General features: G+C 61.5%; 16 protein-coding genes. 3 read left to right on the forward strand and 13 right to left on the reverse strand.

Annotated features, from left to right (window positions below; genetic code table 11):
* Nucleotides 1–38: 38 nt before the first annotated feature.
* Nucleotides 39–776 carry an ABC transporter substrate-binding protein gene (locus K1567_RS18455; protein WP_034101210.1) on the forward strand — a complete coding sequence of 246 codons (738 nt, stop codon included), beginning with the start codon at nt 39–41 and terminating at the stop codon, nt 774–776.
* Nucleotides 777–870: 94 nt separating this feature from the next.
* Here the strand turns inward: K1567_RS18455 and yccS are convergent, their stop codons facing one another.
* The 10 genes from yccS to betI all read right to left on the reverse strand — a co-directional run bounded on the left by yccS (nt 871) and on the right by betI (nt 15,526).
* Nucleotides 871–3,054, reverse strand: coding sequence for a YccS family putative transporter (yccS, locus tag K1567_RS18460; protein ID WP_034115330.1), 2,184 nt, complete (start codon nt 3,052–3,054; stop codon nt 871–873).
* A gap of 132 nt (nt 3,055–3,186) precedes the next feature.
* The gene (locus K1567_RS18465) at nt 3,187–4,365 is read right to left on the reverse strand and encodes an NAD(P)/FAD-dependent oxidoreductase (protein ID WP_034101207.1); all 1,179 of its coding nucleotides are present in this window, start codon (nt 4,363–4,365) and stop codon (nt 3,187–3,189) included.
* Between the two features lie 100 nt (nt 4,366–4,465).
* Nucleotides 4,466–5,803, reverse strand: coding sequence for an ATP-dependent RNA helicase DbpA (gene dbpA / locus K1567_RS18470; protein ID WP_231980942.1), 1,338 nt, complete (start codon nt 5,801–5,803; stop codon nt 4,466–4,468).
* 131 nt (nt 5,804–5,934) lie between these two features.
* Nucleotides 5,935–7,362, reverse strand: coding sequence for a multidrug transporter subunit MdtD (mdtD, locus tag K1567_RS18475; protein ID WP_034101205.1), 1,428 nt, complete (start codon nt 7,360–7,362; stop codon nt 5,935–5,937).
* Between the two features lie 36 nt (nt 7,363–7,398).
* Nucleotides 7,399–8,289 (reverse strand): alpha/beta fold hydrolase, encoded by an 891-nt coding sequence (locus tag K1567_RS18480; RefSeq protein WP_220698748.1) that lies wholly within the window; start codon nt 8,287–8,289, stop codon nt 7,399–7,401.
* Between the two features lie 294 nt (nt 8,290–8,583).
* Entirely contained in the window at nt 8,584–9,900 is a 1,317-nt protein-coding gene (locus K1567_RS18485; protein WP_034115327.1) for a TldD/PmbA family protein, read from the reverse strand.
* Nucleotides 9,900–11,342 (reverse strand): TldD/PmbA family protein, encoded by a 1,443-nt coding sequence (locus tag K1567_RS18490; RefSeq protein ID WP_220698749.1) that lies wholly within the window; start codon nt 11,340–11,342, stop codon nt 9,900–9,902. Before K1567_RS18490 ends, K1567_RS18485 begins: the two co-directional genes overlap by 1 nt.
* Before the next feature lie 165 nt (nt 11,343–11,507).
* A complete protein-coding gene (gene betA / locus K1567_RS18495; RefSeq protein ID WP_034101201.1) occupies nt 11,508–13,211 on the reverse strand; it encodes a choline dehydrogenase in 1,704 nt (567 codons plus the stop codon).
* Between the two features lie 139 nt (nt 13,212–13,350).
* Complete coding sequence (gene betB, locus K1567_RS18500) at nt 13,351–14,823, reverse strand: betaine-aldehyde dehydrogenase (RefSeq protein ID WP_034115325.1); 1,473 nt, start codon at nt 14,821–14,823, stop codon at nt 13,351–13,353.
* Between the two features lie 109 nt (nt 14,824–14,932).
* A complete protein-coding gene (gene betI / locus K1567_RS18505; RefSeq protein ID WP_034101198.1) occupies nt 14,933–15,526 on the reverse strand; it encodes a transcriptional regulator BetI in 594 nt (197 codons plus the stop codon).
* A 387-nt stretch (nt 15,527–15,913) separates the two neighbouring features.
* On the opposite strand from betI, the gene K1567_RS18510 reads away from it, so the two are divergent.
* Entirely contained in the window at nt 15,914–17,848 is a 1,935-nt protein-coding gene (locus K1567_RS18510) for a BCCT family transporter (protein WP_236238682.1), read from the forward strand.
* Between the two features lie 153 nt (nt 17,849–18,001).
* On the opposite strand, the gene choV is transcribed toward K1567_RS18510, so the two are convergent.
* The 3 genes from choV to K1567_RS18525 form a co-directional block, all read right to left on the reverse strand.
* A complete protein-coding gene (choV, locus tag K1567_RS18515; RefSeq protein WP_034101196.1) occupies nt 18,002–19,180 on the reverse strand; it encodes a choline ABC transporter ATP-binding protein in 1,179 nt (392 codons plus the stop codon).
* Nucleotides 19,177–20,022 (reverse strand): choline ABC transporter permease subunit, encoded by an 846-nt coding sequence (gene choW, locus K1567_RS18520; protein ID WP_016972877.1) that lies wholly within the window; start codon nt 20,020–20,022, stop codon nt 19,177–19,179. Before choW ends, choV begins: the two co-directional genes overlap by 4 nt.
* A gap of 69 nt (nt 20,023–20,091) precedes the next feature.
* The gene (locus tag K1567_RS18525; RefSeq protein WP_034101195.1) at nt 20,092–21,039 is read right to left on the reverse strand and encodes a choline ABC transporter substrate-binding protein; all 948 of its coding nucleotides are present in this window, start codon (nt 21,037–21,039) and stop codon (nt 20,092–20,094) included.
* Between the two features lie 417 nt (nt 21,040–21,456).
* Here K1567_RS18525 and K1567_RS18530 point away from each other — a divergent pair, with 417 nt between their 5' ends.
* Nucleotides 21,457–22,833: an L-serine ammonia-lyase gene (locus K1567_RS18530; RefSeq protein WP_034101194.1), complete on the forward strand. Its 1,377-nt coding sequence runs from the start codon at nt 21,457–21,459 to the stop codon at nt 22,831–22,833.
* Nucleotides 22,834–23,332: the final 499 nt, after the last annotated feature.

Raw genomic sequence — 23,332 nt, forward strand, 5'->3', positions numbered from 1 at the left:
AGGTATGGCCTGAGCTAAGCTCGCCAAGGATTTTGAGCATGCCGCGATTTTCTCGTGCCTTTGCTTTAATTGGAGTGTTGTTGCTGGCTCAGCCGGCGTTTGCACAGCGTCTGCGCCTGGTCGCGGATGCCTGGCCACCGTTTACCGATGCGACTTTGATCAATGGTGGGCTGGCCACTGACATTGTCACCACGGCCTTAGCGCGCGCAGGTTATGCCAGTGACTTTGAACAAGTGCCCTGGGCCCGGGCGTTGATGGGCGTGGGCGATGGGCGCTATGACGTGCTGATCAACGCCTGGTACGACGACGCCCGCACGCAACTGGGCGAATTCTCCAACGAATACCTGCTCAACCGCGTGCGTTTTATCAAGCGCCGCGACGACCCTATCGACTATCAAACCCTGGAACAACTGCACGACTACCCGATTGCCGTGGTGCGCGGTTATGCCTATTCGGCGGCCTTCGACGGGGACACCCAACTGCAGAAAGTGCCGGTGCATAACTTCGCCATGGCCGTACGCATGCTGGCGGCGCAGCGGGTGCGGCTGACGGTGGAGGATGAGTATGTGGCGCGCTATTACCTGTCCCGCGAATCGCCCCGGGTGCGTAACGCCATAGAGTTTCTGCCCAAACCGCTGAGCGAAAACAGCCTGCACATCCTGGTCAGCCTGAAAAATCCTCAGCATGCGCAGATTGTGGCGAGCTTTGACCGGGAGATTGCCAGTATGAAGGTGGATGGCAGTTATGCGCGGTTGATGAAGGCCCATGGTATGTAGTGCCTGTGCGGGCCTTATCGGGGGCAAGCCCTTTCCACAGGTGGACCGTGTTAATCCGATCAGGGGTGGAGGGGGCTTGCCCCCCGATAGCGACCTAAGCCGCTTCGGTGTCCTTGATCAAATGCGCCGCCAGTGTGCGCAACGGCCCCAGCTGTCGGCAGATCAGCGCCAGCTGCGTTTGCACCAAGCGCTGCCCCTCGTCGATCTCATCCGGCATCTGCTCCAGCTCGGCGGCCAGGGCTTCTTCGGCATCGCTCTGGATCGCAATCGGTTGTTTGTTGGCTAGCCCCGTGGCGATTTCGTCAATGCTGGCTGCCAGGCTATGGCCGGCGCCGTTGATCAGGTGTTCGCGCACGTCGGCCGGCAGTGCGGTGTCGCGGTGTGCGCCCAACCCCGACAAATAGCTGAGCAAAGTGTGTGATAGCACCAGGAAGCGAAAGCCCACGTCGGCTTCTTTGCGAAAGTGCCCCGGCTCCATCAGCATGTTGGCCAAGGTGGTGGACAGCGCCGCATCGGCGTTGTGCGCATTGCGCCTGGCCAGGCGATAGGCCAGGTCGTCGCTCTTGCCGGCGGCGTACTGCTGCATGATTTGCCGCAGGTAGATGCTGTTGCAGGTCAGGGTGTTGGCCAGCACTTTGTTCAGGCGCCGGCCCTGCCAGTCCGGCAGAAACAGGAACACCGCCAGCCCCGCGATCAGGCTGCCGATCAACGTATCGAACAGCCGAGGCAGGAACAGCCCGTAGCCATCGCCCACTTGGTTGAAGCAGAACAGCACCATCAGCGTGATCGCCGCCGTGGCCAGGGTGTAGCGGGTGGTGCGATTGATAAAGAACACCAGGCCGGCAGCGATGGCGAACATCGATTGCACCAGCGGGCTGGGGAACAGATCGAACAGCGCCCAGGCCACGGTCAGGCCAATGGCGGTGCCGACGATCCGTTGGCCCAGTTTGCGCCGGGTGGCGCCGTAGTTGGGTTGGCACACGAACAGCGTCGTGAGGATGATCCAGTAACCCTGGGATGCGTGAATCGCATGCAAGGTGCCGTAGCCGATGGTCAGCGCCAACGACAGGCGCAACGCATGGCGGAACAGCAATGACGTCGGCGTCAGCTGCGTGCGCAGCCGTGTCCACATTTCCTTGAGGTTACGTGGCGCGCGATCGAGCAGATTGCTGTCGGTGGCGTCGGCCAGGGCGTCGGGGTTGCTGGCGTCGCCGAGCAGGCGGTCGAGGGTCGACAGGTTGGCCGCCAGGGCGCGCAACGAGCGCAGCAAGCCGCGCCAGGCCGGGTTGCTCTGGATGCGCAGGTGTTCCAGGGAGGCGTTCAGGTCACCGAGGGCTTCGGCAAAACTGTCGTCGTAGACAAACGGCTGGCGCAACTGGATCGACTCAGCGAGGGCCTGGCAGGCCTTGCCTTGCTGGCGCAACAGGCGCTGGCAGCGGAACAGCACGTCGCTGTGGAAAAACGCCTCGGCCAGGGCGTTGTAGGGATAGTGCGAAGAACTGGCGCGTTCGTGGATGTCCTGGGCCAGAAAGTACAGCTTCAGGTAGCGGCTGACCTTCGAACCCGGGCGACCGTTACCCACGCGGTGCAGGATGATTTCCTTCGCCGCATTCAGCGCTGCGACTACGCGACCGTTCTGCTGAGCCAGTTCCAGACGACGGGCTTCTACATCCAGTTGGCGGATCGGTTCAAACAGCGACGACTTGAGCTTGAGGTAACGCCCCAACTCGCGAAACAAACGCGCCAGGCTCTGTTGCACCGGCTGGTTGGAAAACAGCACCTGCCACAACACTGACAACGCGCCATACCAGGCAGCGCCGGCCACCAACAGCAGCGGTTCGTGCCAGAAGTCCGACACCGCCCCTCCGCGCTGATCCACACCGATCATGGTGTAGACCGACAGAATCAGCGTCGCCGAGGCAATCGCACCGTAGCGCTCGCCAAGGGCGCCGAGCATGGTCAGGCAGAAACTCGCCAGCGCCAGGGCAATCGCAAACAGCCAGGGGTAGGGGAACAACAGTTCCACCGACAGCGCGGCGATGCTGAAACACACCAGCGTCACCGCAAGGGCATTGAGGCGGCCTTGCCAGCTGTCATCGGTCTCGGCCAGAGCGCTGGCGATAATCCCCAGGAACAGCGGGATCAGCAGGGTCATTTCATCCTGATACCAGCACAGCGCCATGCTGCCGGTGAGGGCGATGAACACCCGAACGCTGTAGCTGAATTTATCCAGCGCCCATAGGCGCCGCATGGACTGCTTGAACGAGGTCGATGACATGAAGGCTGGAGTCTTCCGGGACGATGCCGCTAAATTGAGGCAGTAAGGACGCCACGGCAAGCGTGGTGATCACATCTCACCGCAAATTATTTCACAGGCACACTGCAAATCGGAACGTGGGAGGGGGCTTCGTCAGACGTATTGCGCGGCGGCGTAGCCCGATGCCCAGGCCCATTGGAAGTTAAACCCGCCCAAGTGGCCGGTCACGTCCAGCACTTCGCCAATAAAGTACAGCCCTGGGCTTTTCAGTGATTCCATGGTCTTGGACGAGACTTCCCGCGTGTCCACGCCGCCCAGCGTCACTTCGGCGGTGCGATAGCCCTCGGTGCCGGCGGGCACGAACTGCCAGCTCGACAACTTCTGCGCGATGTCGGCGACTTCGGCATGGGTGTATTGCTTCATCGGCTTGGACGCGAACCAAGTGTCTGCCAGCAGGTTGGCCATCTTTTTGGTGAAGATCTCACCGAGCAGGGTCTTCAACTCGCTGTTCGGTCGCTCGACCTGTTGCTGTTGCAGCCAGGTGTGGGCGTCGTGCTCGGGCAGCAGGTTGATTTCGACCGTGTCGCCCGGCTCCCAGTACGAGGAAATCTGCAGGATCGCCGGCCCGCTCAGGCCGCGATGGGTAAACAGCAGATTCTCGCGAAAACTCTGGCCGTTGCAGCTGGCCACGCAATCCACGGAGGTGCCGGACAACTCGGTGCACAGCGCCTTGAGCTGATCGGTGATGGTGAAAGGAACCAATCCTGCGCGGGTTGGCAGCAGTTCATGGCCGAACTGCTTAGCCACCTGATAGCCAAAACCTGTGGCACCCAGGGTCGGGATCGACAGGCCGCCGGTGGCGATCACCAGGGATTCACAGCGCAGCTCACCGAGGGTGGTTTGCAGCTGATAGCCGCTGTCGAGCTTAGCGATTTCCTGGATGGAGGTGTCCAGGTGCAGGCTTACACCGGTCTGGATGCACTCATCGAGCAACATGCCGAGGATGTCGCTGGATTTGTTATCACAGAACAGTTGGCCGAGTTTCTTCTCGTGGTACGGCACGCCGTGCTTGGCCACCAGCCCGATGAAGTCCCATTGGGTGTAACGGGCCAAGGCCGACTTGCAGAAGTGCGCGTTGTGGGACAGGAAGTTGGCCGGCTCGGTGTACATATTGGTGAAGTTGCAGCGGCCACCGCCGGACATCAGGATCTTTTTGCCGGCTTTGTTTGCATGGTCGATCAACATCACCTTGCGCCCACGACCAGCGGCGGTCAGTGCGCACATCAAGCCTGCGGCGCCGGCGCCAATGATCACAACTTCGGTCGAGCGCACAGCAATGTCCTCATAAAAATACGGGTCTGAATGCAATCAAAACTGTGGGAGGGGGCAAAACCCTTCCCACATTGGATCTTCATATAGGTCGCAGATCGGGTTACAGGATGCGCACGCGCAACGAGCGGCCCTTGATCTTGCCGTCGTTCAAGCGCTGCAGTGCTTGCTTAGCGATGCCCCGTTCCACGGCCACGAACGCCTGGAAGTCGAAGATCGCGATCTTGCCAACCTGGGCGCCGGGGATGCCGGCTTCGCCGGTCAATGCACCGAGGATGTCACCTGGGCGCACTTTGTCTTTACGGCCAGCGGCAATGCACAGGGTGCTCATCTGCGGCAACAACGGACCGCCGCTTTGCGGCTTGAGGTTGTCCAGTTGGTCCCAGTTCAGCGGCGACTTTTGCAGCTGCTCGATGGCCTGGGCACGGTGGGCCTCGGACGGCGCCACCAGGCTGATGGCGATGCCGGTCTCACCGGCGCGGCCGGTGCGGCCGACGCGGTGGATGTGGATTTCCGAGTCGCGGGCCAGTTCGACGTTGATCACCATGTCCAGCGAGTCGATGTCCAGGCCACGGGCGGCCACGTCGGTGGCCACCAGCACCGAGGTGCTGCGGTTGGCGAACATCGCCAGTACCTGATCGCGGTCGCGCTGTTCCAGGTCGCCGTGCAGGCCGACGGCGGAGATGCCCTTGGCCGTCAGGTGGTCGACGGTTTCCTGCACTTGCTGCTTGGTAAAGCAGAACGCCACGCACGAGGCCGGACGGAAATGCGCCAGCACCTTGGTCACCGCGTCCATGCGTTCTTCCGGGGAGATCTCATAGAAACGCTGCTCGATCTGCTCGTCGGAATGGAACGCTTCGGCCTTCACCTGCTGTGGCGCGCGCATGAACTTGGAGGCCAACTGCTTGATGCTCACCGGGTAGGTGGCCGAGAACAGCAGGGTCTGACGGCGTGGCGGGGTCTTGCTGATGATGTCTTCGATGGCGTCATAGAAACCCATGTCGAGCATGCGGTCGGCTTCATCGAGGATCAGCGTGTTCAAGCCGTCCAGCACCAGCGAACCCTTGCGCAGGTGTTGCTGGATACGGCCCGGGGTGCCGACGATCACGTGGGCGCCATGTTCCAGCGAAGCGATCTGCGGGCCGAGGGACACACCGCCGCACAGGGTCAGCACCTTGATGTTGTCTTCGGCGCGGGCCAGGCGGCGGATTTCCTTGGCCACCTGGTCGGCCAGCTCGCGGGTCGGGCACATCACCAGGGCCTGGCAACCGAAGTAGCGCGGGTTGATCGGGTTCAGCAGGCCGATGCCGAAGGCGGCGGTCTTGCCGCTGCCGGTCTTGGCCTGGGCAATCAGGTCCAGCCCCTTGAGGATCACCGGCAAGCTTTGTGCCTGGATCTGCGTCATCTCGACGTAACCCAGCGAGTCGAGGTTAGCCAGCATGGCGGCGGACAGCGGCAAGGTATTAAAAGCGGTGGCGATGGTGGTCACGGGGCGGGCTCTGCAAAAACAAAATGTCGCGCAGTGTACCAGTCTCGTGGGATTTTCCCCGCAAGTTCTAGACGAGCCGCCCGTCAGTGCTCGATGTCGTGCTCGCGGCTGCCCAGCCGTTTGCCGTCTTTTGGCGACAGTTGCAGGAAAATCGCCGCCGCCAACATCGCCATGACGCCCACGGTGAGGAAGGTCAACTGGAACGCGCCGAGCACGGTATTGACCCCGTCATTGCCGGCTTCGGCGGTGAACCCGCCCAGCAATGCGCCGGCGCAGGCCACGCCGAGGCTCAGGGACAATTGCGCCACCACCGACAGCAGGCTGTTGCCGCTGCTGGCCTGGGCGTCGTCGAGGTCGATCAAGGTCACGGTGTTCATCGCGGTAAATTGCAGGGAGTTGATCGCCCCCAGCACCGCCAGCATGCCCAGCAGCAGCGGGTAGGGCGTCTGCTCGCTGACCAGGCCCATGCTCGCCAGCATGATGCCCAGCGCCAGGGTGTTGCCGGTCAGCACCACGCGGTAGCCCAGGCGTTCGATCAGCGGCCGCGCCACGGACTTGGCGAACATCGCCGCCGCCGCCAACGGCAGCATGCTCATGCCCGCCTCCGACGGCGAATACCCCAGCGCCACCTGCAACAGCAGCGGCACCAGAAACGGCAACGCGCCGCTGCCCAGGCGGGCGAACAGGTTACCCAGGATGCCCACGGCAAAGGTGCGGGTCTTGAACAGCACCGGCGAAAACAGCGGGTTATCGATATGCCCGGCGCGCAGCCAGTACGCCGCCAGGCACGCCAGCCCGCCGAACAGCAGCAACATCACCCGCAGGTGCGGCAGGTGCAGTTCGCCCAGGCCCTCCATAGCGATGGTGATCAGCACCATCGCCGCGCCGAACAGCACAAAGCCCATTCCGTCAAAGCGCGTGCGTTCACTGCCGCGCAGGTCCGGGATGAACTTCCACACGGCGTAGCACCCGATCATGCCCACCGGCAGGTTGATCAGAAAGATCCAGTGCCAGGTCAGGTATTGCACCATCCAGCCGCCCATGGTCGGGCCAAGCAGCGGGCCGAGCAGGCCAGGGATGGTGATGAAGCCCATGATCCGCACCAGCTCGGAGCGCGGGTAGGCGCGCAATACCACCAGGCGTCCCACCGGCAGCATCAGCGCTCCGCCCAGACCCTGCACGACCCGAGCCCCCACCAGCATGGTCAGGCTGCTGGACAGCGCGCACAGCAGCGAGCCGATGCTGAACAGCATGATTGCGCCAAAGAAGATCTTCTTGGTGCCGAAACGGTCGGCGATCCAGCCCGATGCTGGGATCAGCAAGGCGACCGTAAGCATGTAGGCGATCACCACCCCCTGCATGCGCAACGGGTTTTCCGCCAGGTCCCTGGCCATGGCCGGCAGAGCGGTGTTGAGAATCGTCCCATCGAGCGACTGCATAAAGAAGGCAATCGCCACCACCCAGGGGAGCCAGCGGGCGGTCTTGGCATCGAGAGGGGCGCGATCGGGCATGGGGGACCTTTTTGTTAGCCGGCTATGTGTCGGCGATTATGCGCCATCCATCGCGCCTTTTCCCACTGGCGGTTGGTCTAAATCCGACAACACCGCGTGCTCGCCCACCAGGAAATCCAACAGCGCGCGATGCACCGCCAGGGCGGCCTCGCGGGATTCCAGATCCAACAGGTGACCGGTGTGTTGCGCCACCGCAAAACTGCTGCGCCCCACGTATTGCTTGAACAATTGAGCGTCGGCGGCGGGGGTGTATTTGTCCAGCGCGCCGTTGAGGAAATGCACCGGCGTTTCGATTTGCCGCAGCGCCGGCAGGTAATTGCCGTCGCCCAATGCCAGCACCTGGTGGATATGAAAGCGCGCTTGCCGGTATTCGGTGGTGGCCATGTTCGACAGGTGCCGGTGGTTATTGCGCTTGAGGCGCGGCGACAGGTATTTGCCTACGGTTTCGTTGAGCAAATGGCCGACGGCGGATTTGTCATCGGCCTCAATCAGCACGCGTACGCGGTCCACGTAGTCGAGCATGGCTCGGTTGAGGTTGGGTGCCAGGGCCATCACCACCGAGCTTTTGATGGAGGGCGGGTTGTGCGCCAGGGTGAGCAGGGTGGAAATGCCGCCCCAGGAAGCCGACACCAGATGGTTGACCTCGAAACGCTCCACCAGCGCCCGCAGGATCTGCACCTCGTCGTCCTTGGTGACCAGGTCAAGGTCGCCGTTGTGTTCGCGTGAATAGCCGGAGAACGGCAGGTCGAACAGCAGCACATTGAAGTGTTCGGCCAGGCATTTGCTGGTACGCGCGAAAGACCGCGTGGTGGAGAGCGCCCCATTGACCAGCAGGACGGTGTTCTTGTGTGGATCGTTTCCCAGTCGCTCTACGTGGACGTTGTAGTGCTTGTACAGCCGTTCAATGACAAAACTTCCATGGTTCATGTCAACGCTCCAGCTTGTCCTTCCCCGGACAAGGTCATGCTTTGCGTGCGGGCACGCGGGTAGGGTGGCGGGATGCCACTAACCCTTATAACGAGGTTTTTTGCAGGCGACAACAGGCTGCCCGCGCGCACGGTGCGCAAGAGAAATGACCGTAGGAACGGGTAAAGCCGAGCTGTCTGAAACCAGCACAAGACAATGTGCGAGGGTGCTTGCCCCCGATAGCGATGTGTCAGTCAATGAGCACTTGGTTGAACACCGCTATCGGGAGCAAGCTCCTTCCCACAGGGAGAGTATTTACAACGTCAGGGTCAGGCGTTTTATCAGCGCCCCCGGTAACAAATTGGAGGCTGTGTTGCGCTGACCGTAGGTACTGGGTGACAGCAGTAACTCCCGCTCGGCGGTCAGTGCTTCCAGCTGCGAACCGAGCAAGCTGTACACACTGTCATCAAAACGCATGGTGCTGACCGGCGCCTTGATCTCGCCGTCCTCCACCCAGAACGTGGCGAAGCGCGTCATGCCGGTCAGGCGCGCGGCCGGCAGGTCGGAGTAGTTCAGGTACCACAGGTTGCTGATATACAGCCCGGTGCCCAACTGCTTGAGGATGTCGGCTTGGGCCAGGTCGCCGGCCGCCATTTGCAGGGCGCTGGGGGATTCGTCGCCACTGGCGCCATTGGCGCTCAGGCCGTATTCTGCGGCGCTGCGCGAATTGACCAGTTGACCGCTCGCCTGGCCGGCGTCGATCAGCGTTACATCGCTGCGCGGGTAGCCTTCGCTGGAGAACGCCTGGCTCAGGGAGCCGCTGATCCGTTCCTGCACCGTCACCTGCTTATTGAGGTGTTGCTCGCCGGCATACAGACGTTGCAGCGAACTGCCTTTGCTGGCGATGGCCTGGGCGGAAAAACCGCCCCAGGTGATGATGCCGATGATTTCTTCAAGCGCTGCCGGTGCCAGGTAAGCGCGGTATTGACCCGGTGCCAGGGTGTGCAGCGGCCGGCCGAGGAAGTCGAGCTGGTCGCGAGCCTGCTGCAAGCGCCGTGCGAACTCGGCGCTGTCCCAGGTGTGCCCGGCGTAGCTGGCTTTGACCGCTTCGCCATTGGCATGGAACAGGCTGAAATCGAAATTGAAGCTATTGGCCTGGTGCCAGCCGAATGCGCCGTCGGAACTGGCAAAGCCACGGCTGATTGGGCCGGCGGCATAGAAGCCCACCAGGTCCAGCGCGTCTGCGGCCTGGCTGACTTCGGCCAACACCTGGGCCAGTTCCGGCAAGGGTTGGGCCTGTTCGTTGTGGCTGTGCCAGGCATCGTGGTTGAGCAACAGGTAGGGATCCGGTGGCAGCAGCGGCAAGGTTTCGCGCAACTGCTGCAGGCCTTCGGCCAAACGCTGGCGATCCAGTTCCGAATCGCCGGCCAGGGTGATGCTCAGGTCGGCGTGACGCCCGTCACTGATCAACTTGAGGTTCACGCTGGCCTGCTGCACCTGCCCGGCCTGGCGCACTTTGGCGTGGTTGAAACGCACGAACTCCGACGCTTCGGCGGCATAGCCCAGGTGAAACTGTTCCTTGTCGGTGATGGCTTGGGTGAGCCACTGCACCAATGCCTTGAAATCATTCATCAGGCATCTCCTCCGAAAACGTCGACGTTGCTGAACACGCAGGCCGGCGAGGCATGGCCGACACGGATCACCTGGTTGGGCTCGCCCTTGCCGCAGTTGGGCGTGCCCAGCACCTGGAAGGTACTGGCGTCGCCCACCGCGCTGAGGTTGCGCCAGAACTGCGCGGAAATCGCGCGGTAGTTGGGGTTCTTCACCACGCCTTTGAGTTCGCCGTTTTCGATCAACTGGCCCCATTCGCAGCCGAACTGGAACTTGTTGCGCGCGTCATCAATAGACCACGAGCGGTTGGTCGACATCAGGATGCCGCTTTCGATACCGCCGATCATTTGCGCCAGGCTCTGGTCGCCGGCCTCGATATTCAGGTTGGCCATGCGGTCGATCGGCGGGCGGTTCCAACTGCTGGCCCGGCTGTTGGCCACACCGCCCATGCCGGCGCGAAATTGCGACAACGCACCGCCCAACGGCTTGAGCAGCAAGCCTTCGCGGATCAGGAACTGCTTGCTGGCGGCGCTGCCATCGTCGTCATGGCTGTAGCTGGCGAGCTGTTCGGGGATGTTCGGGTCGAACGTTACGTTGAGCAGGCGGGAGCCGTATTGCAGGTGGCCGAAGTCGCTGGCCTTGACGAAACTGGTGCCGGCGTAATTGCGTTCATCGCCGAGGATGCGGTCCAGCTCTAGCGGATGGCCGATGGATTCGTGGATCTGCAGGATCATCTGGTCGGGCATCAGCAGCAGGTCGCGCGGACCCTGGGGCGTGTTGGGCGCCAGCAACAGTTGCAGGGCTTCGTCGGCCACCCGTGGTGCGGCGCCTACCAGGCCGAAGCGGCGGATCACTTCATAGCCGCCTTGCTGGCCGAAGTTGGTACCGCCCAGGGTGCGGGTCTGGCTGTCGGTGCTGTCGTAGGCGGTGACACTCACGCCGGGGAACACAAAACGTTGGGCCTGACGCAACTCGGCGCCAGCGCTGTTGAGGTAGATTTGCTCGACCTGGGTCAGGCCAAGGCTGACGTCCCAGCTGACCAGGCGCTCGTCTTTCGGCACGGCGGCAGACTCGTCGCCCAGCAATTGATAGCAGTCGCTCAAGGCAGGAAAGGGCTGGTTGAGTTCGGGCGACAGATAGTCGGCCACGTCGCTGGACACCTGCTGATCGCGCAGGTCGAGCAGCGCATGGGGCTTGATCCGCAGCGCCTGCTGTTCGGCGCGTTCGAGGGCGGCTTGCATGCCGGCCAGGGAAATATCATGGGTCGCGGCGTAAGCCTCCACACCGTTGAGACGCACGGTGAGCATGACGCCCTCGTCATGGTTCAGGTGCGGCGGTTCGGCGACATTCTTGCGCACCGACAGGTATTGGCCGGACTCGCGTACGTAGCGCAGGGAGAAGAAGTCGGCGGTGGTGCGCAGGGCACTGAAATGTTTTTTGAGTGTGGCGTGGTGGTCGAACATGGGGCCTTCCTTGTGGGCGGCTCGGTGCGGGCAGGCAACAGAGTAGCTTATCAAGGAGGCGTTTTGCATTGGCGGGTCGGGCGCTATCGGGGGCAAGCCCCCTCCCACACAAGGTCAAAATGTGGGAGGGGGCTTGCCCCCGATGAAGGCACCGCGGTGTATCAGTTACTGCGCAGTCGGCCCCACTTCACGCAACGGCTTACCACGTACCGGCGCGTCGCCCGCTACGTAGTAGTCGGCGGTGCTGCGTGGCAGCGGCTGGCGGCCACGGATCTTGTCGGCGATTTTCTCGGCGATCATGATCGTCGGCGCATTCAGGTTGCCGGTGGTGATGATCGGCATGATCGACGCATCGACTACGCGCAGACCCTGCATGCCATGCACGCGGCCTTCGCCGTCCACCACCGCCATCTCGTCGGTGCCCATCTTGCACGAGCAGGACGGGTGGAACGCGGTCTCGGCGTGTTCGCGGATGAACTTGTCGAGCTGCTCGTCGGTTTGCACGTCGATGCCCGGGCTGATTTCGCGGCCACGGAAAGGGTCCAGCGCCGGCTGTTGCATGATTTCCCGGGTCAGGCGGATGCCGTCGCGGAATTCCTGCCAGTCCTGTTCGGTGGCCATGTAGTTGAAGAGGATGCTCGGGTAGTCCCGTGGGTTCTTCGATTTCAGCTGCACACGGCCACGGCTCGGCGAACGCATGGAACCCATGTGCGCCTGGAAACCGTGCTCTTTCACACCGTTGCTGCCGTTGTAGTTAATCGCCACCGGCAGGAAGTGATACTGGATGTTCGGCCATTCGAACTCTTCACGGGTACGGATAAAACCGCCCGCTTCGAACTGGTTGCTGGCGCCGATGCCGGTGCCGTTGAACAGCCACTCGGCACCGATGGCCGGCTGGTTGTACCAGAGCAGCGACGGGTACAGCGACACCGGCTGAGTGCAGGCGTATTGCAGGTACAGCTCAAGGTGGTCCTGCAGGTTTTCGCCGACGCCGGGCAGGTCGTGGACCACCGGGATATCCAGGCTTTCCAGCAATTTGGCCGGGCCAACACCGGAGCGTTGCAGCAGTTGCGGCGAAGCGATTGCGCCACTGCACACCAGCACTTCTTTGCGCGCGCGGGCTTCAACGCGTTCTTCGGCGGCGCCGATCAGGTAACGCACGCCCACGGCGCGCTTGCCTTCGAACAAGACTTTGTCGGTCAGCGCGTGGGTGACGATGGTCAGCGTGGAGCGCTTCTTGGCGGTGTCCAGGTAACCGCGCGCGGTGCTGGCGCGCCGGCCGTTCGGCGTGACAGTGCGGTCCATCGGGCCGAAACCTTCCTGCTGATAGCCGTTGAGGTCTTCGGTGCGCGGGTAACCGGCCTGCACGCCGGCTTCGACCATGGCGTGGAACAGCGGGTTATTGCCGGCCTTGGGCGTGGTTACGCTGACCGGACCGTCGCCACCGTGGTAGTCGTTGGGGCCGATGTCGCGGGTTTCGGCCTTGCGGAAGTACGGCAGGCAATCGAGGTAGGTCCAGTTTTCCAGACCCGGCAGCTTCGCCCAGTTGTCGTAGTCCATGGCGTTGCCACGGATGTAGCACATGCCGTTGATCAGCGACGAACCACCCAGGCCCTTGCCGCGACCGCATTCCATGCGGCGGCCGTCCATGTGCGGCTCTGGATCGGTCTCGTAGGCCCAGTTGTAGCGACGGCCTTGCAGCGGGAACGCCAGGGCGGCTGGCATCTGGGTACGGAAATCCAGACGATAGTCGGGGCCGCCGGCTTCCAGCAGCAGGACGGTGACGCCTTCGTCTTCGGTCAGGCGGGTCGCCAGGGTGTTACCGGCGGAGCCGGCACCCACAATGATGTAGTCGTATTCTTGGGACATTGAATGCACCCTCTTTGAAGTGTGGTCAGCAGGTCGGGCCTCATCGGGGGCAAACCCCCTCCCACAGGGGAATGCATTCCAAAGGTGGGAGGGGGCTTGCCTCCGATGGCGGCCTCAAAGGCAACGCAAGGGTCGGGTGTTAGAACACCGAGGCGTAATCGCCCAGCTCAACCTGTACCGATTTGATGCGGGTGAAGTTGTTCAGCGAGCTGATGCCGTTCTCACGGCCCACACCCGATTGCTTGTAGCCGCCCACCGGCATCTTCGCGTCGGACTCGCCCCAGGCGTTGATCCAGCAGATGCCCGCTTCCAGTTGATGAATCACGCGGTGGGCGCGGTTCAGGTCCTTGGTCACCAGACCCGCGGCCAGGCCGAAGTCGGTATCGTTGGCGCGGCGGATCACTTCTTCTTCGGTCTCGTAGGTGAGGATGCTCATCACTGGGCCGAAGATTTCTTCACGCACGATGGTCATGTCGTCGGTGCAGTCGGTGAACACGGTCGGTGCCACGAATGCGCCTTTGGCGAAGTCGCCATCGGTCAGGCGATCGCCGCCGCACAGCAGGCGTGCGCCTTGCTCTTTGCCCTTGGCGATGTAGCCCAACACGCTTTCCATATGGGCGAAGCTGACCAGCGGGCCGAAGTTGGTGTTCTCGTCTTCCGGGTTGCCGATGCGGATGCGCGCCACGCGCTCGACGATCTTGGCTTCGAACGCCGCTTGCAGGTGCTTGGGCACGAACACGCGCGTGCCGTTGGTGCAGACCTGACCAGAGCTGTAGAAGTTGGCCATCATGGCGGTGTCGGCGGCGCGATCCAGGTCGGCGTCGTCGAAGATGATCAGCGGGGACTTGCCGCCCAGTTCCATGGTGACGTCTTTGAGCGAGGAGCTCGACGCGCTGGCCATGACTTTCTTGCCGGTGTCGGTGCCGCCGGTGAACGAGACTTTCTCGATGCGCGGGTGCTCGGTCAACCAGGTGCCGACTTCGCGGCCACTGCCGGTCAGGACGTTGAACACACCGGCGGGAACACCGGCTTCGGTGTAGATTTCGGCCAGTTTCAGGGTGGTCAGCGAGGTGACTTCGCTCGGCTTGAAGATCATCGCGTTGCCGGCGGCCAGGGCCGGGGCGGATTTCCACAGGGCGATCTGGATCGGGTAGTTCCACGCACCGATACCGGCGACTACGCCCAGCGGTTCGCGGCGGGTGTAGACGAATGAAGTGTCGCGCAGCGGGATCTGCTCGCCTTCGATGGCCGGCACCAGGCCTGCGTAGTATTCCAGCACGTCGGCGCCGGTAACGATGTCGACGTACTTGGTTTCGGAGAAGGCTTTACCGGTGTCCAGGGTTTCCAGGGCGGCCAGCTCATCGTTGCGCTCGCGCAGGATGTCGACGGCACGACGCAGGATGCGCGAACGCTCCATGGCAGTCATGGCGGCCCAGATTTTCTGGCCTTTTTCAGCGCTGACCACGGCACGTTCAACGTCTTCTTTCGTTGCACGTTGCACTTGGGCGAGAACTTCACCGTTAGCCGGGTTGATGGCTTCGAAAGTGGCATCGCTGCCAGCGTCGCTGTAGCCGCCGTCAATGTAGAGTTTTTGCAGGTCGAAACGGGCCATAAAGTCCTCGCAAGTGCATAAGTGGTTGGCGTTACCCGCCGACAGTGGGCCATGAGGGTGTGGCATCACTGCGCGGCGGACGTTCAGGGGTTGAGCATTTATAAGGGCTCTAACTCACCTGCTTGGCCAATTGGAAATCCATGTATTCGTAAGCGATGCGTTGCGCCTGCTCCGTGTCGAAAGCGTCTCCCGACAGGGCGCCGCGCAACCACAATCCGTCGATCAACGCCGCCAGGCCGCGAGCCGCGCTGCGGGCTTCGGGCAGCGGCAGCGCTCGGCGGAACTGGCAGCACAGGTTGGAATACAGACGTTGATCGTTGATCCGCTGCAACCTGTGCAATGACGGGTGATGCATGCTGGCGGCCCAGAAGGCCAGCCAGGTTTTCATTGCCGGGCCATTGACCTGGCTGGCGTCGAAGTTGCCTCCGATGATCACCTGAATGTGCGCCCGTGGGCTGTCATCCTTCAGCGCAAGCCTGCGCTCGTAGACGTTCTCGATCAGCACATTCATCAAGTACCGCATCGTTGCGGCGATCAGGCCGTTCTTGTCCTGAAAGTAGTGACTGATGATGCCGTTCGATACACCGGCCAGACGGGCGATCAGCGCAATGCTGGCGTCTGCCATCCCCACTTGATCGATGGCCGTCAACGTGGCTTCGATCAACTGTTGGCGGCGTATGGGTTGCATACCGACCTTGGGCATGTAGCACGTCTCCTTAGGCCTGCCGGCGGGCGATCACGTCCATCGGCTTGAAGGCCAGTCTATTTTGTTTTGATTGAACGTTCAATCAACAAAGAATAAGCTCTGCGACAAATCGTCGCTGCTGGCAGGTTTTCAGCCCGTTCTGACAGCGACATCTGACACCTGGAACATCCCTGGAAGGGCCCGCTCAAGGGCCTGCCGCCGCTTTCGCGGGGGCGGGGATTTTCGGGGTGTCTTTATAACACCCGTCCGTCGACTGCCGAAAAATCGATGTCCCGGGATAACCGTTGCCTTGTGTTTCTCTCTCGCACTGCCCGGAGCATCTGCGCCATGAGTTCTGCCTCTCTTATAAAGACCCCGCCGGAAAAGGTCCGGGTCAACGGTTGGGTGTTTTACACCTCCACCGCGCTGATTCTGTTGTTGACCGCTGTCCTGATCGCCGCCCCGCAGGAGGCCGGGCGCATGCTTGGGGTCGCCCAGGCGTGGCTGTCCAAAAGCTTTGGCTGGTACTACATGGTAGTCATCGCTGCTTACCTGGTGTTTGTGGTGGGGCTGGCGTTTTCGTCCTACGGCAAATTGAAACTGGGCAGCAAGGACGACACCCCGGACTTCAGCTACGGCGCCTGGGCCGGCATGTTGTTCTCCTCGGGGATCGGCATTTCGCTGCTGTACTTCGGCGCCTCGGAGCCGCTGGACCATTACTTCAACCCGCCCGAAGGCGTGGCCGGCAGCAACCTGGCCGCGCGCCAGGCGCTGCAACTGACCTTTCTGCACTGGGGCCTGCACGGCTGGGCGATCTACGCCCTCGTCGGCCTGGCCGTGGCGTACTTCGCCTACCGGCATAACCAGCCGCTGGCCTTGCGCTCGGCGTTGTACCCGCTGGTGGGCGAGCGCTGGGTGAAGGGCGCGGCCGGCCATGCGGTGGACGGTTTCGGCATGTTCGTGACCCTGCTGGGCCTGGTGACCAACCTGGGGATCGGCGCGATGCAGGTGTCGTCCGGCCTGGAAAACCTGTTCGGCATGCAGCACAGCAACACCAACCTGCTGATCGTGATCATCGTGATGAGCACCGTGGCGACCATCGCCGCCGTGTCGGGGGTGGAGAACGGTATCCGTCGTTTGTCCAACCTCAACATCGTGCTGTTTAGCGGTTTGCTGATCTTTGTGTTGTTGTTCGGCCCGACCCTGCACCTGCTCAACGGCTTCGTGCAGAACATCGGCGATTACATGAACGGCCTGGTGTTGAAAACCTTCGACCTGTACGTCTACGAAGGCGACGGTGCCAAGACCGAACGCTGGATGGGCCTGTGGACTCTGTTCTACTGGGCCTGGTGGATTTCCTGGGCGCCATTCGTAGGCATGTTCATCGCGCGGATTTCCCGTGGCCGTACGGTGCGTGAATTGGTGGCGGGCGTGCTGCTGATTCCGCTGGGCTTTACCCTGGCGTGGCTGTCGATCTTCGGCAACTCGGCCCTGGACCTGGTGCTGAACCATGGCGCGGTGGAGTTGGGCAAGACGGCGTTGGAACAGCCGTCCATGGCGATCTACCAATTGCTGGAGCATTACCCAGCGTCGAAAGTCGTGATTGGTGTGTCGATCTTCGTCGGCTTTGTGCTGTTCCTGACCCCGGCGGATTCCGGCGCGGTGATGATGGCCAACCTGTCGTGCAAAGGCGGCAATGTGGATGAAGATGCGCCGCACTGGCTGCGGATCTTCTGGTCGGCGGTGATCACCCTGGTGACCATCGGCCTGCTGTTCGCCGGTAACTTCGAAGCCATGCAAACCATGGTGGTGCTGGCGGGGCTGCCGTTCTCGGTGGTGTTGATTTTCTTTATGTTCGGCTTGCACAAGGCCATGCGTCAGGACGTGGCGATCGAACAGGAGCAGGCGCAACTGGCCGAACGCGGGCGTCGTGGCTTCAGCGAGCGTTTGACCGCACTGGATTTGCAACCGAGCCAGGCCACGGTGCAGCGCTTTATGGACAAGCACGTCACGCCGGCGTTGGAAGAAGCGGCGACTGCGTTGCGTGAACAAGGTTTGCAAGTGCAGACACTGTTGGGCAAGTCCAAGCGCTGCATCGGTGTGCGCATCGAGATGGAAGAGGGCAATCCGTTCGTTTATGAAGTGAGCCTGGATGCTTACTCGTCGGCGCCCAACGATGTGCCCGAAGAAGAGCGCACGCGCTATTACCGTGCCGAGGTCTACCTGCACAACGGGCCTCAGGAATACGACCTGATGGGCTTCACCCCGGAGCAAATCACCCGGGATGTGCTCGATCAGTTTGAAAGCCATCGGCAGCTCCTTGGCCGTGTCTATAGCTGATGCGTTGAAAGCCCGGTGGTGTCACTGACCCCACTGGGGCAAAAAATGTGGGAGGGGGCTTGCCCCCGATTGCAGTGTGTCAGTCAGTCCATCTGTTACTGATCCACCGCTATCGGGGGCAAGCCCCCTCCCACCGTTGTTTTGCAGTGTGTGCTAGCCCAGGTTTTTGCCCAGCAGGGCATGGTAGAGCTCACTATCACCGAGGATCCCCACCACCTGGTTGTTGTCATGCAACACCAGCTTGTTACCCGTCTGATAACGAATCTGCAGCGCATCACGCATGCCGATATTCGAATCCACCAAGGTCGGTACGCGGCCCAGGCCTTCCACCGGTTGCCCCGGTGCCCAGTTCTGCAGGTTCATCACCGCACCGTTCTGGCGGGCGCCCTGGATAGTGTTGCCTTCGGCCAGGTCCAGCCACGAGTCGCCGCTCGGGTCCAGACACACCGAACCGTTGACGCGCTTGCAGTTGTCCAGGGTGCGCATCAGGCTGCGGCCGCACAGCACGTTCAGCGGGTTGGTGTGAGCGACGAAGGTGCGCACATAGTCGTCCGCCGGGTTCAGCACGATCTCTTCCGGCACGCTGTACTGGATGATCTTGCCGTCCTTCATGATCGCGATGCGGCTGCCCAGTTTGAGCGCCTCGTCCAGGTCATGGCTGACGAATACGATGGTCTTGCTCAGTTTGCGTTGCAGTTCCAGCAACTCGTCCTGCAGGCCTTGGCGGATCAGCGGGTCGAGGGCAGAGAAAGGTTCGTCCATCAGCAGGATGTCGGCGTCCATCGCCAGGGCGCGGGCCAGGCCGACGCGCTGCTGCATGCCGCCGGACAACTCGTCGGGCTTCTTGTTACGCCACTGGGCCAGGCCCACCAGTTCGAGCTTTTCGTCCACCAGCTTGCGCCGCTCTTTTTCCGGACGGCCCTGCATTTCCAGGCCGAAGCTGATGTTCTCGCGCACCGTCAGCCAGGGCATCAGGGCGAACTTCTGGAACACCATGGCGATGCGTTTGGTACGCATCATTTTCAGCTCTGCGTCGGTGCAGGAAGCAATGTCGATCTGCCGACCTTCATGCTCCACGAACAGCTGCCCGCGGCTGACGGTATTGAGGCCGTTGATGCAGCGCAGCAGGCTGGATTTGCCGGAGCCCGACAGGCCCATCAGCACGCAGATCTCGCCTTTTTCGATATCCAGGCTGGCCTTTTCAACGCCGACAATCTGCCCGGTCTTTTTCAGAATCTCGTTACGGCTCATGCCCTGGTCCAGCAGCTTGAGCGCTTCGCGTGGGTCTTTGGAGAAGATCACGTCGACTTTGTCGAATCGGATAATGCTCATGCATCACCCCCTACTTTGGCATCGGGTTGTTTGCAGATGCGGTCGAGCATGATGGCCAGCAATACGATCGCCAGGCCCGCTTCAAAGCCCAGGGCGATGTCGGCGGTGTTGAGTGCGTTGACCACCGGCTTACCGAGGCCGTCGGCACCCACCAGGGCCGCGATCACCACCATCGACAACGACAGCATGATGCATTGGGTAATGCCGGCGGCAATGCTCGGCATGGCGTGTGGCAGTTCAATGCGCGAGAGCAATTGACGGCGCGAGCAGCCGAAGGCTTTGCCGGCGTCCATCAACTCTTGCGGTACATCACGGATGCCCAGGTAAGTCAGACGGATCGGCGCGGCAATCGCGAACACCACCGTGGAAATCAGCCCAGGCACCACACCCAGCCCGAAGAGGGTCAGGGTAGGGATGAGGTAGACGAAGGTCGGTACGGTCTGCATCAGATCGAGCACCGGCCGCATCATGGTGTAGAACAACGGTTTGTGCGCGGCAACAATGCCCAGCGGCACACCGATGACCACGCAGACCAGGGTGGCGAACAGCACCTGCGCGAGGGTTTCCATGGTTTCCTGCCAGTACCCCAGGTTGAGGATCAGCAGGAAGGAGGCGATGACAAAAACCGTCAGGCCCCATTTACGTTGAATAAAGTGAGCCAGCAGCGCAATCAGACCGATCAATGCCAGCGGATTGAACCAGGTCAGCGCAAACGTCACGCCGTGGATCATCGTTTCCAGTGTCGATGCGATTGCGTCGAAGTAGTTGGCGCCGTGTTGGGTCAACCATTCGACGAAGGCAGCGATGTACTGGCCTAGTGGGATTTTCTGTTCAGTCAGCATGGTAGTGAATGTCCACATGCGAAGGGGAAAACATCCCGGGGCAGCGCACCGCCCCGGGGTCAGCGGGTGTTATTTGGCGAGGTAGGCTTTGACGGCCTCAAGGCCGGGTTTGCCGTCGACGGTGGTAACGCCGGCGAGCCAGGTGTCGAGCACTTGCGGGTTTTTCTGCAGCCAGGCTTTGGCGGCGGCGTCGGGCTTCATCTTGTCGTCCAGGACATTGCCCATCAGCGTGCTTTCCATGTTCAGGGTGAACACCAGGTTTTTCAGCAACTGGCCCACGTTGCTGCATTCCTGGGTGTAACCCTTGCGCACGTTGGTGTAAATGGTGGCTTGGCCGTAGTTGGGGCCGAACGAATCGTCACCGCCGGTCAGGTACTTCATCTTGAAGCGGGTGTTCATCGGGTGCGGTTCCCAGCCGAGGAACACGATGGCCTGGTCGCGCTTGGCGGCACGGTCCACTTGGGACAGCATGCCGGCTTCGCTGGACTCGACCACTTTGAAGCCTGCGTCTTTCAGGCCGAACGCGTTTTTGTCGATCAGGGTCTGGATGGTGCGGTTGCCGTCGTTACCCGGTTCGATCCCGTAGATCTTGCCACCCAGCTCTTCCTTGAATTTGGCGATATCGGCGAAGTCTTTCAGGCCCTTGTTGTACAGCGCCTCGGGCACCGCCAGGGTGTACTTGGCGTTTTCCAGGTTGGCGCGCACGGTTTCCACGGTGCCGGCATCACGGTATGGCTTGATGTCGTTTTCCATGGTCGGCATCCAGTTGCCGAGGAACACGTCCATGTTCTTGCCGTCGGCCAGGGACTTGTAGGTCACGGGTACCGAAATCATCGTGGTTTTGGTCTTGTAGCCCAGGGCCTTGAGGATTTCGCTGGTGGTCGCGGTGGTGACGGTGATGTCGGTCCAGCCGACATCGGAGAAGTTGACGGTCTTGCACTGTTCCGGTTCTGCCGCGTGCGCCAGGACTGGCAGACTCAGCATGGCGGCCAACAACAACGAGGGTGAAGCTTTCATGGGGCTAGACTCCTGTGTTTTTTCTGACGGCATCTGCCGCGCTTTATTCAGTGTTGCGGTTGGAGCGTGCGATGACAGCTCTGGCACGGTGCCTTGCAAACGAGTCGGAACTGATCATGTACCAGTGAAAATCTGACGCCTACAGGGGGCGTCGTATCCAGTACAGGCAGGGTCGTATCCAGTGTTGGTGACGTCGTTTACAGGTTTTTCCCAGGGCAAAACTGCTGTTTTTGCCCGTCTGCACCGTTAAAAACGGCCAAAACAGGCGATCACGCGCAAGCGACGCTGGTGAGCATGGTTACGTCGGTGTGAGACGCCGTGGCAGCGAATAAAACCTTGATGATGCCGCCATCTGGGCGATCTGAGCGTAGCACCTCGTTCAAGCCCGGCCCGTGCTTATCGAGGAGTTTCACGTCAATGGCTATCAGCGTTTTCGACCTGTTCAAGATCGGCATCGGGCCTTCGAGTTCGCACACCGTCGGCCCCATGCGCGCCGCAGCGTTGTTCGTTCAAGCACTGCGTGAACGTGAGTGGTTGGAACGGGTGCGGCGTGTTGAAGTTCAGCTGTACGGTTCGTTGTCGGCCACCGGCATCGGCCATGGCAGCGACACGGCCACCATCATGGGCTTGATGGGCGAATGGCCCGACGCGATCGACCCCTCGCAGATCGCCGGTCGCATCAGCACCCTGCGCGAAACCGACACCCTGCTGCTCGACGGGCGCTTGCCGGTGCCCTTCGTATGGGCCCGGGACATGCGCCTGCTGGACGAAAACCTGCCGTTCCATCCCAACGCTATGACACTGGTGGCGTACGGCGATGACGGTGAGTTGCACCGCGACACTTACTACTCGGTAGGCGGCGGTTTTGTGGTGGATGAAGCTCAGGCGCAAAGCGGTGTGGCGGACATGGACCGCACTGAGTTGCCTTACGATTTTTCCAGCGCCGTTGAGCTGTTGCAGCTGTGCAACACTCACCAGTTGCGCGTCGCTGAGTTGATGATGGCTAATGAAAAGGTGTGGCGTTCCGAAGAAGAAATCCGCAGCGGCCTGATGAAGCTTTGGCACGCCATGCAAGATTGCGTGGAGCAGGGCCTCAAACATGAAGGCATCTTGCCCGGCGGCCTCAACGTACGCCGCCGCGCCGCCAAGTTGCACCGTAGCCTGCAGGAATTGAATAAGCCCAATGTGATCGGCTCAACCTTGAGCGCCATGGAATGGGTCAACCTGTTTGCCCTGGCCGTCAATGAAGAAAACGCCGCCGGTGGGCGCATGGTCACTGCCCCCACCAACGGTGCGGCAGGGATCATCCCGGCGGTGCTGCACTACTTTATGAAGTTCAGCGAAGAGGTCACCGAAGCCAACGTGGTCGACTACCTGCTCGGTGCGGCGGCGGTGGGGATTCTGTGTAAGAAGAACGCCTCCATCTCCGGTGCCGAAGTGGGCTGTCAGGGCGAGGTGGGTTCTGCCTGCGCAATGGCGGCGGCCGGCCTGGCGGAAATCCTCGGCGCCACGCCAGAGCAATTGTGCAACGCCGCCGAAATCGGCCTGGAACACAACCTCGGCCTGACCTGCGACCCAGTGGGCGGGTTGGTGCAGGTGCCGTGCATCGAGCGCAACGCGATTGCAGCGGTCAAGGCGATCAACGCGGCGCAAATGGCCCTGCGCGGCGACGGCCAGCACTTTATTTCCCTGGACCGGGTGATCCGCACCATGCGCGATACCGGGGCAGATATGCATGACAAGTACAAAGAAACGTCGCGGGGTGGGTTGGCGGTAAGCGCGGTCGAGTGTTAAGACCCAGCCGCCTGCATCGGGGGCAAGCCCCCTCCCACTCTTGACCGTGTTCACAAATTAGAATGTGGGAGGATGGGCTCCTTCCCACTCTTGACTGTGTTCACCAATTTAAATGTGGGAGGGGGCTTGCCCCCGATAGCGGCAGTTCAAACAAAACTGCTCATAAAGTGAACACCAGCATCCCAACGCGCCACCTTTTAGCGCGTCGCAAACAGATAAGTAGCTCACGAACGATTTCCCCTCCGACCACCCGTCCCACGTGCGTGTGGTGACAGACTTTTCCTACGCGCTGAAAGCGCCTTCCCACAAGTGCTACCGAACTGCTCACACCCCTTGAGGGGCGCCCCTTCTAAGCCCTTTCCTGGGCATATTCCGTACTCCACGCAAGGGCTATATAGACGCGTCAGCAGGTCGTTTTCAGGATTTATTGAATAGGTATTCAAGTTTAGGCACGGCAATTGCTCTATCCATTCAAAGCCTCTCACCTTGTCCGGATGAA

This window comes from Pseudomonas sp. S5F11, from assembly GCF_019641515.1.
GTDB lineage: Bacteria > Pseudomonadota > Gammaproteobacteria > Pseudomonadales > Pseudomonadaceae > Aquipseudomonas > Aquipseudomonas rhodesiae.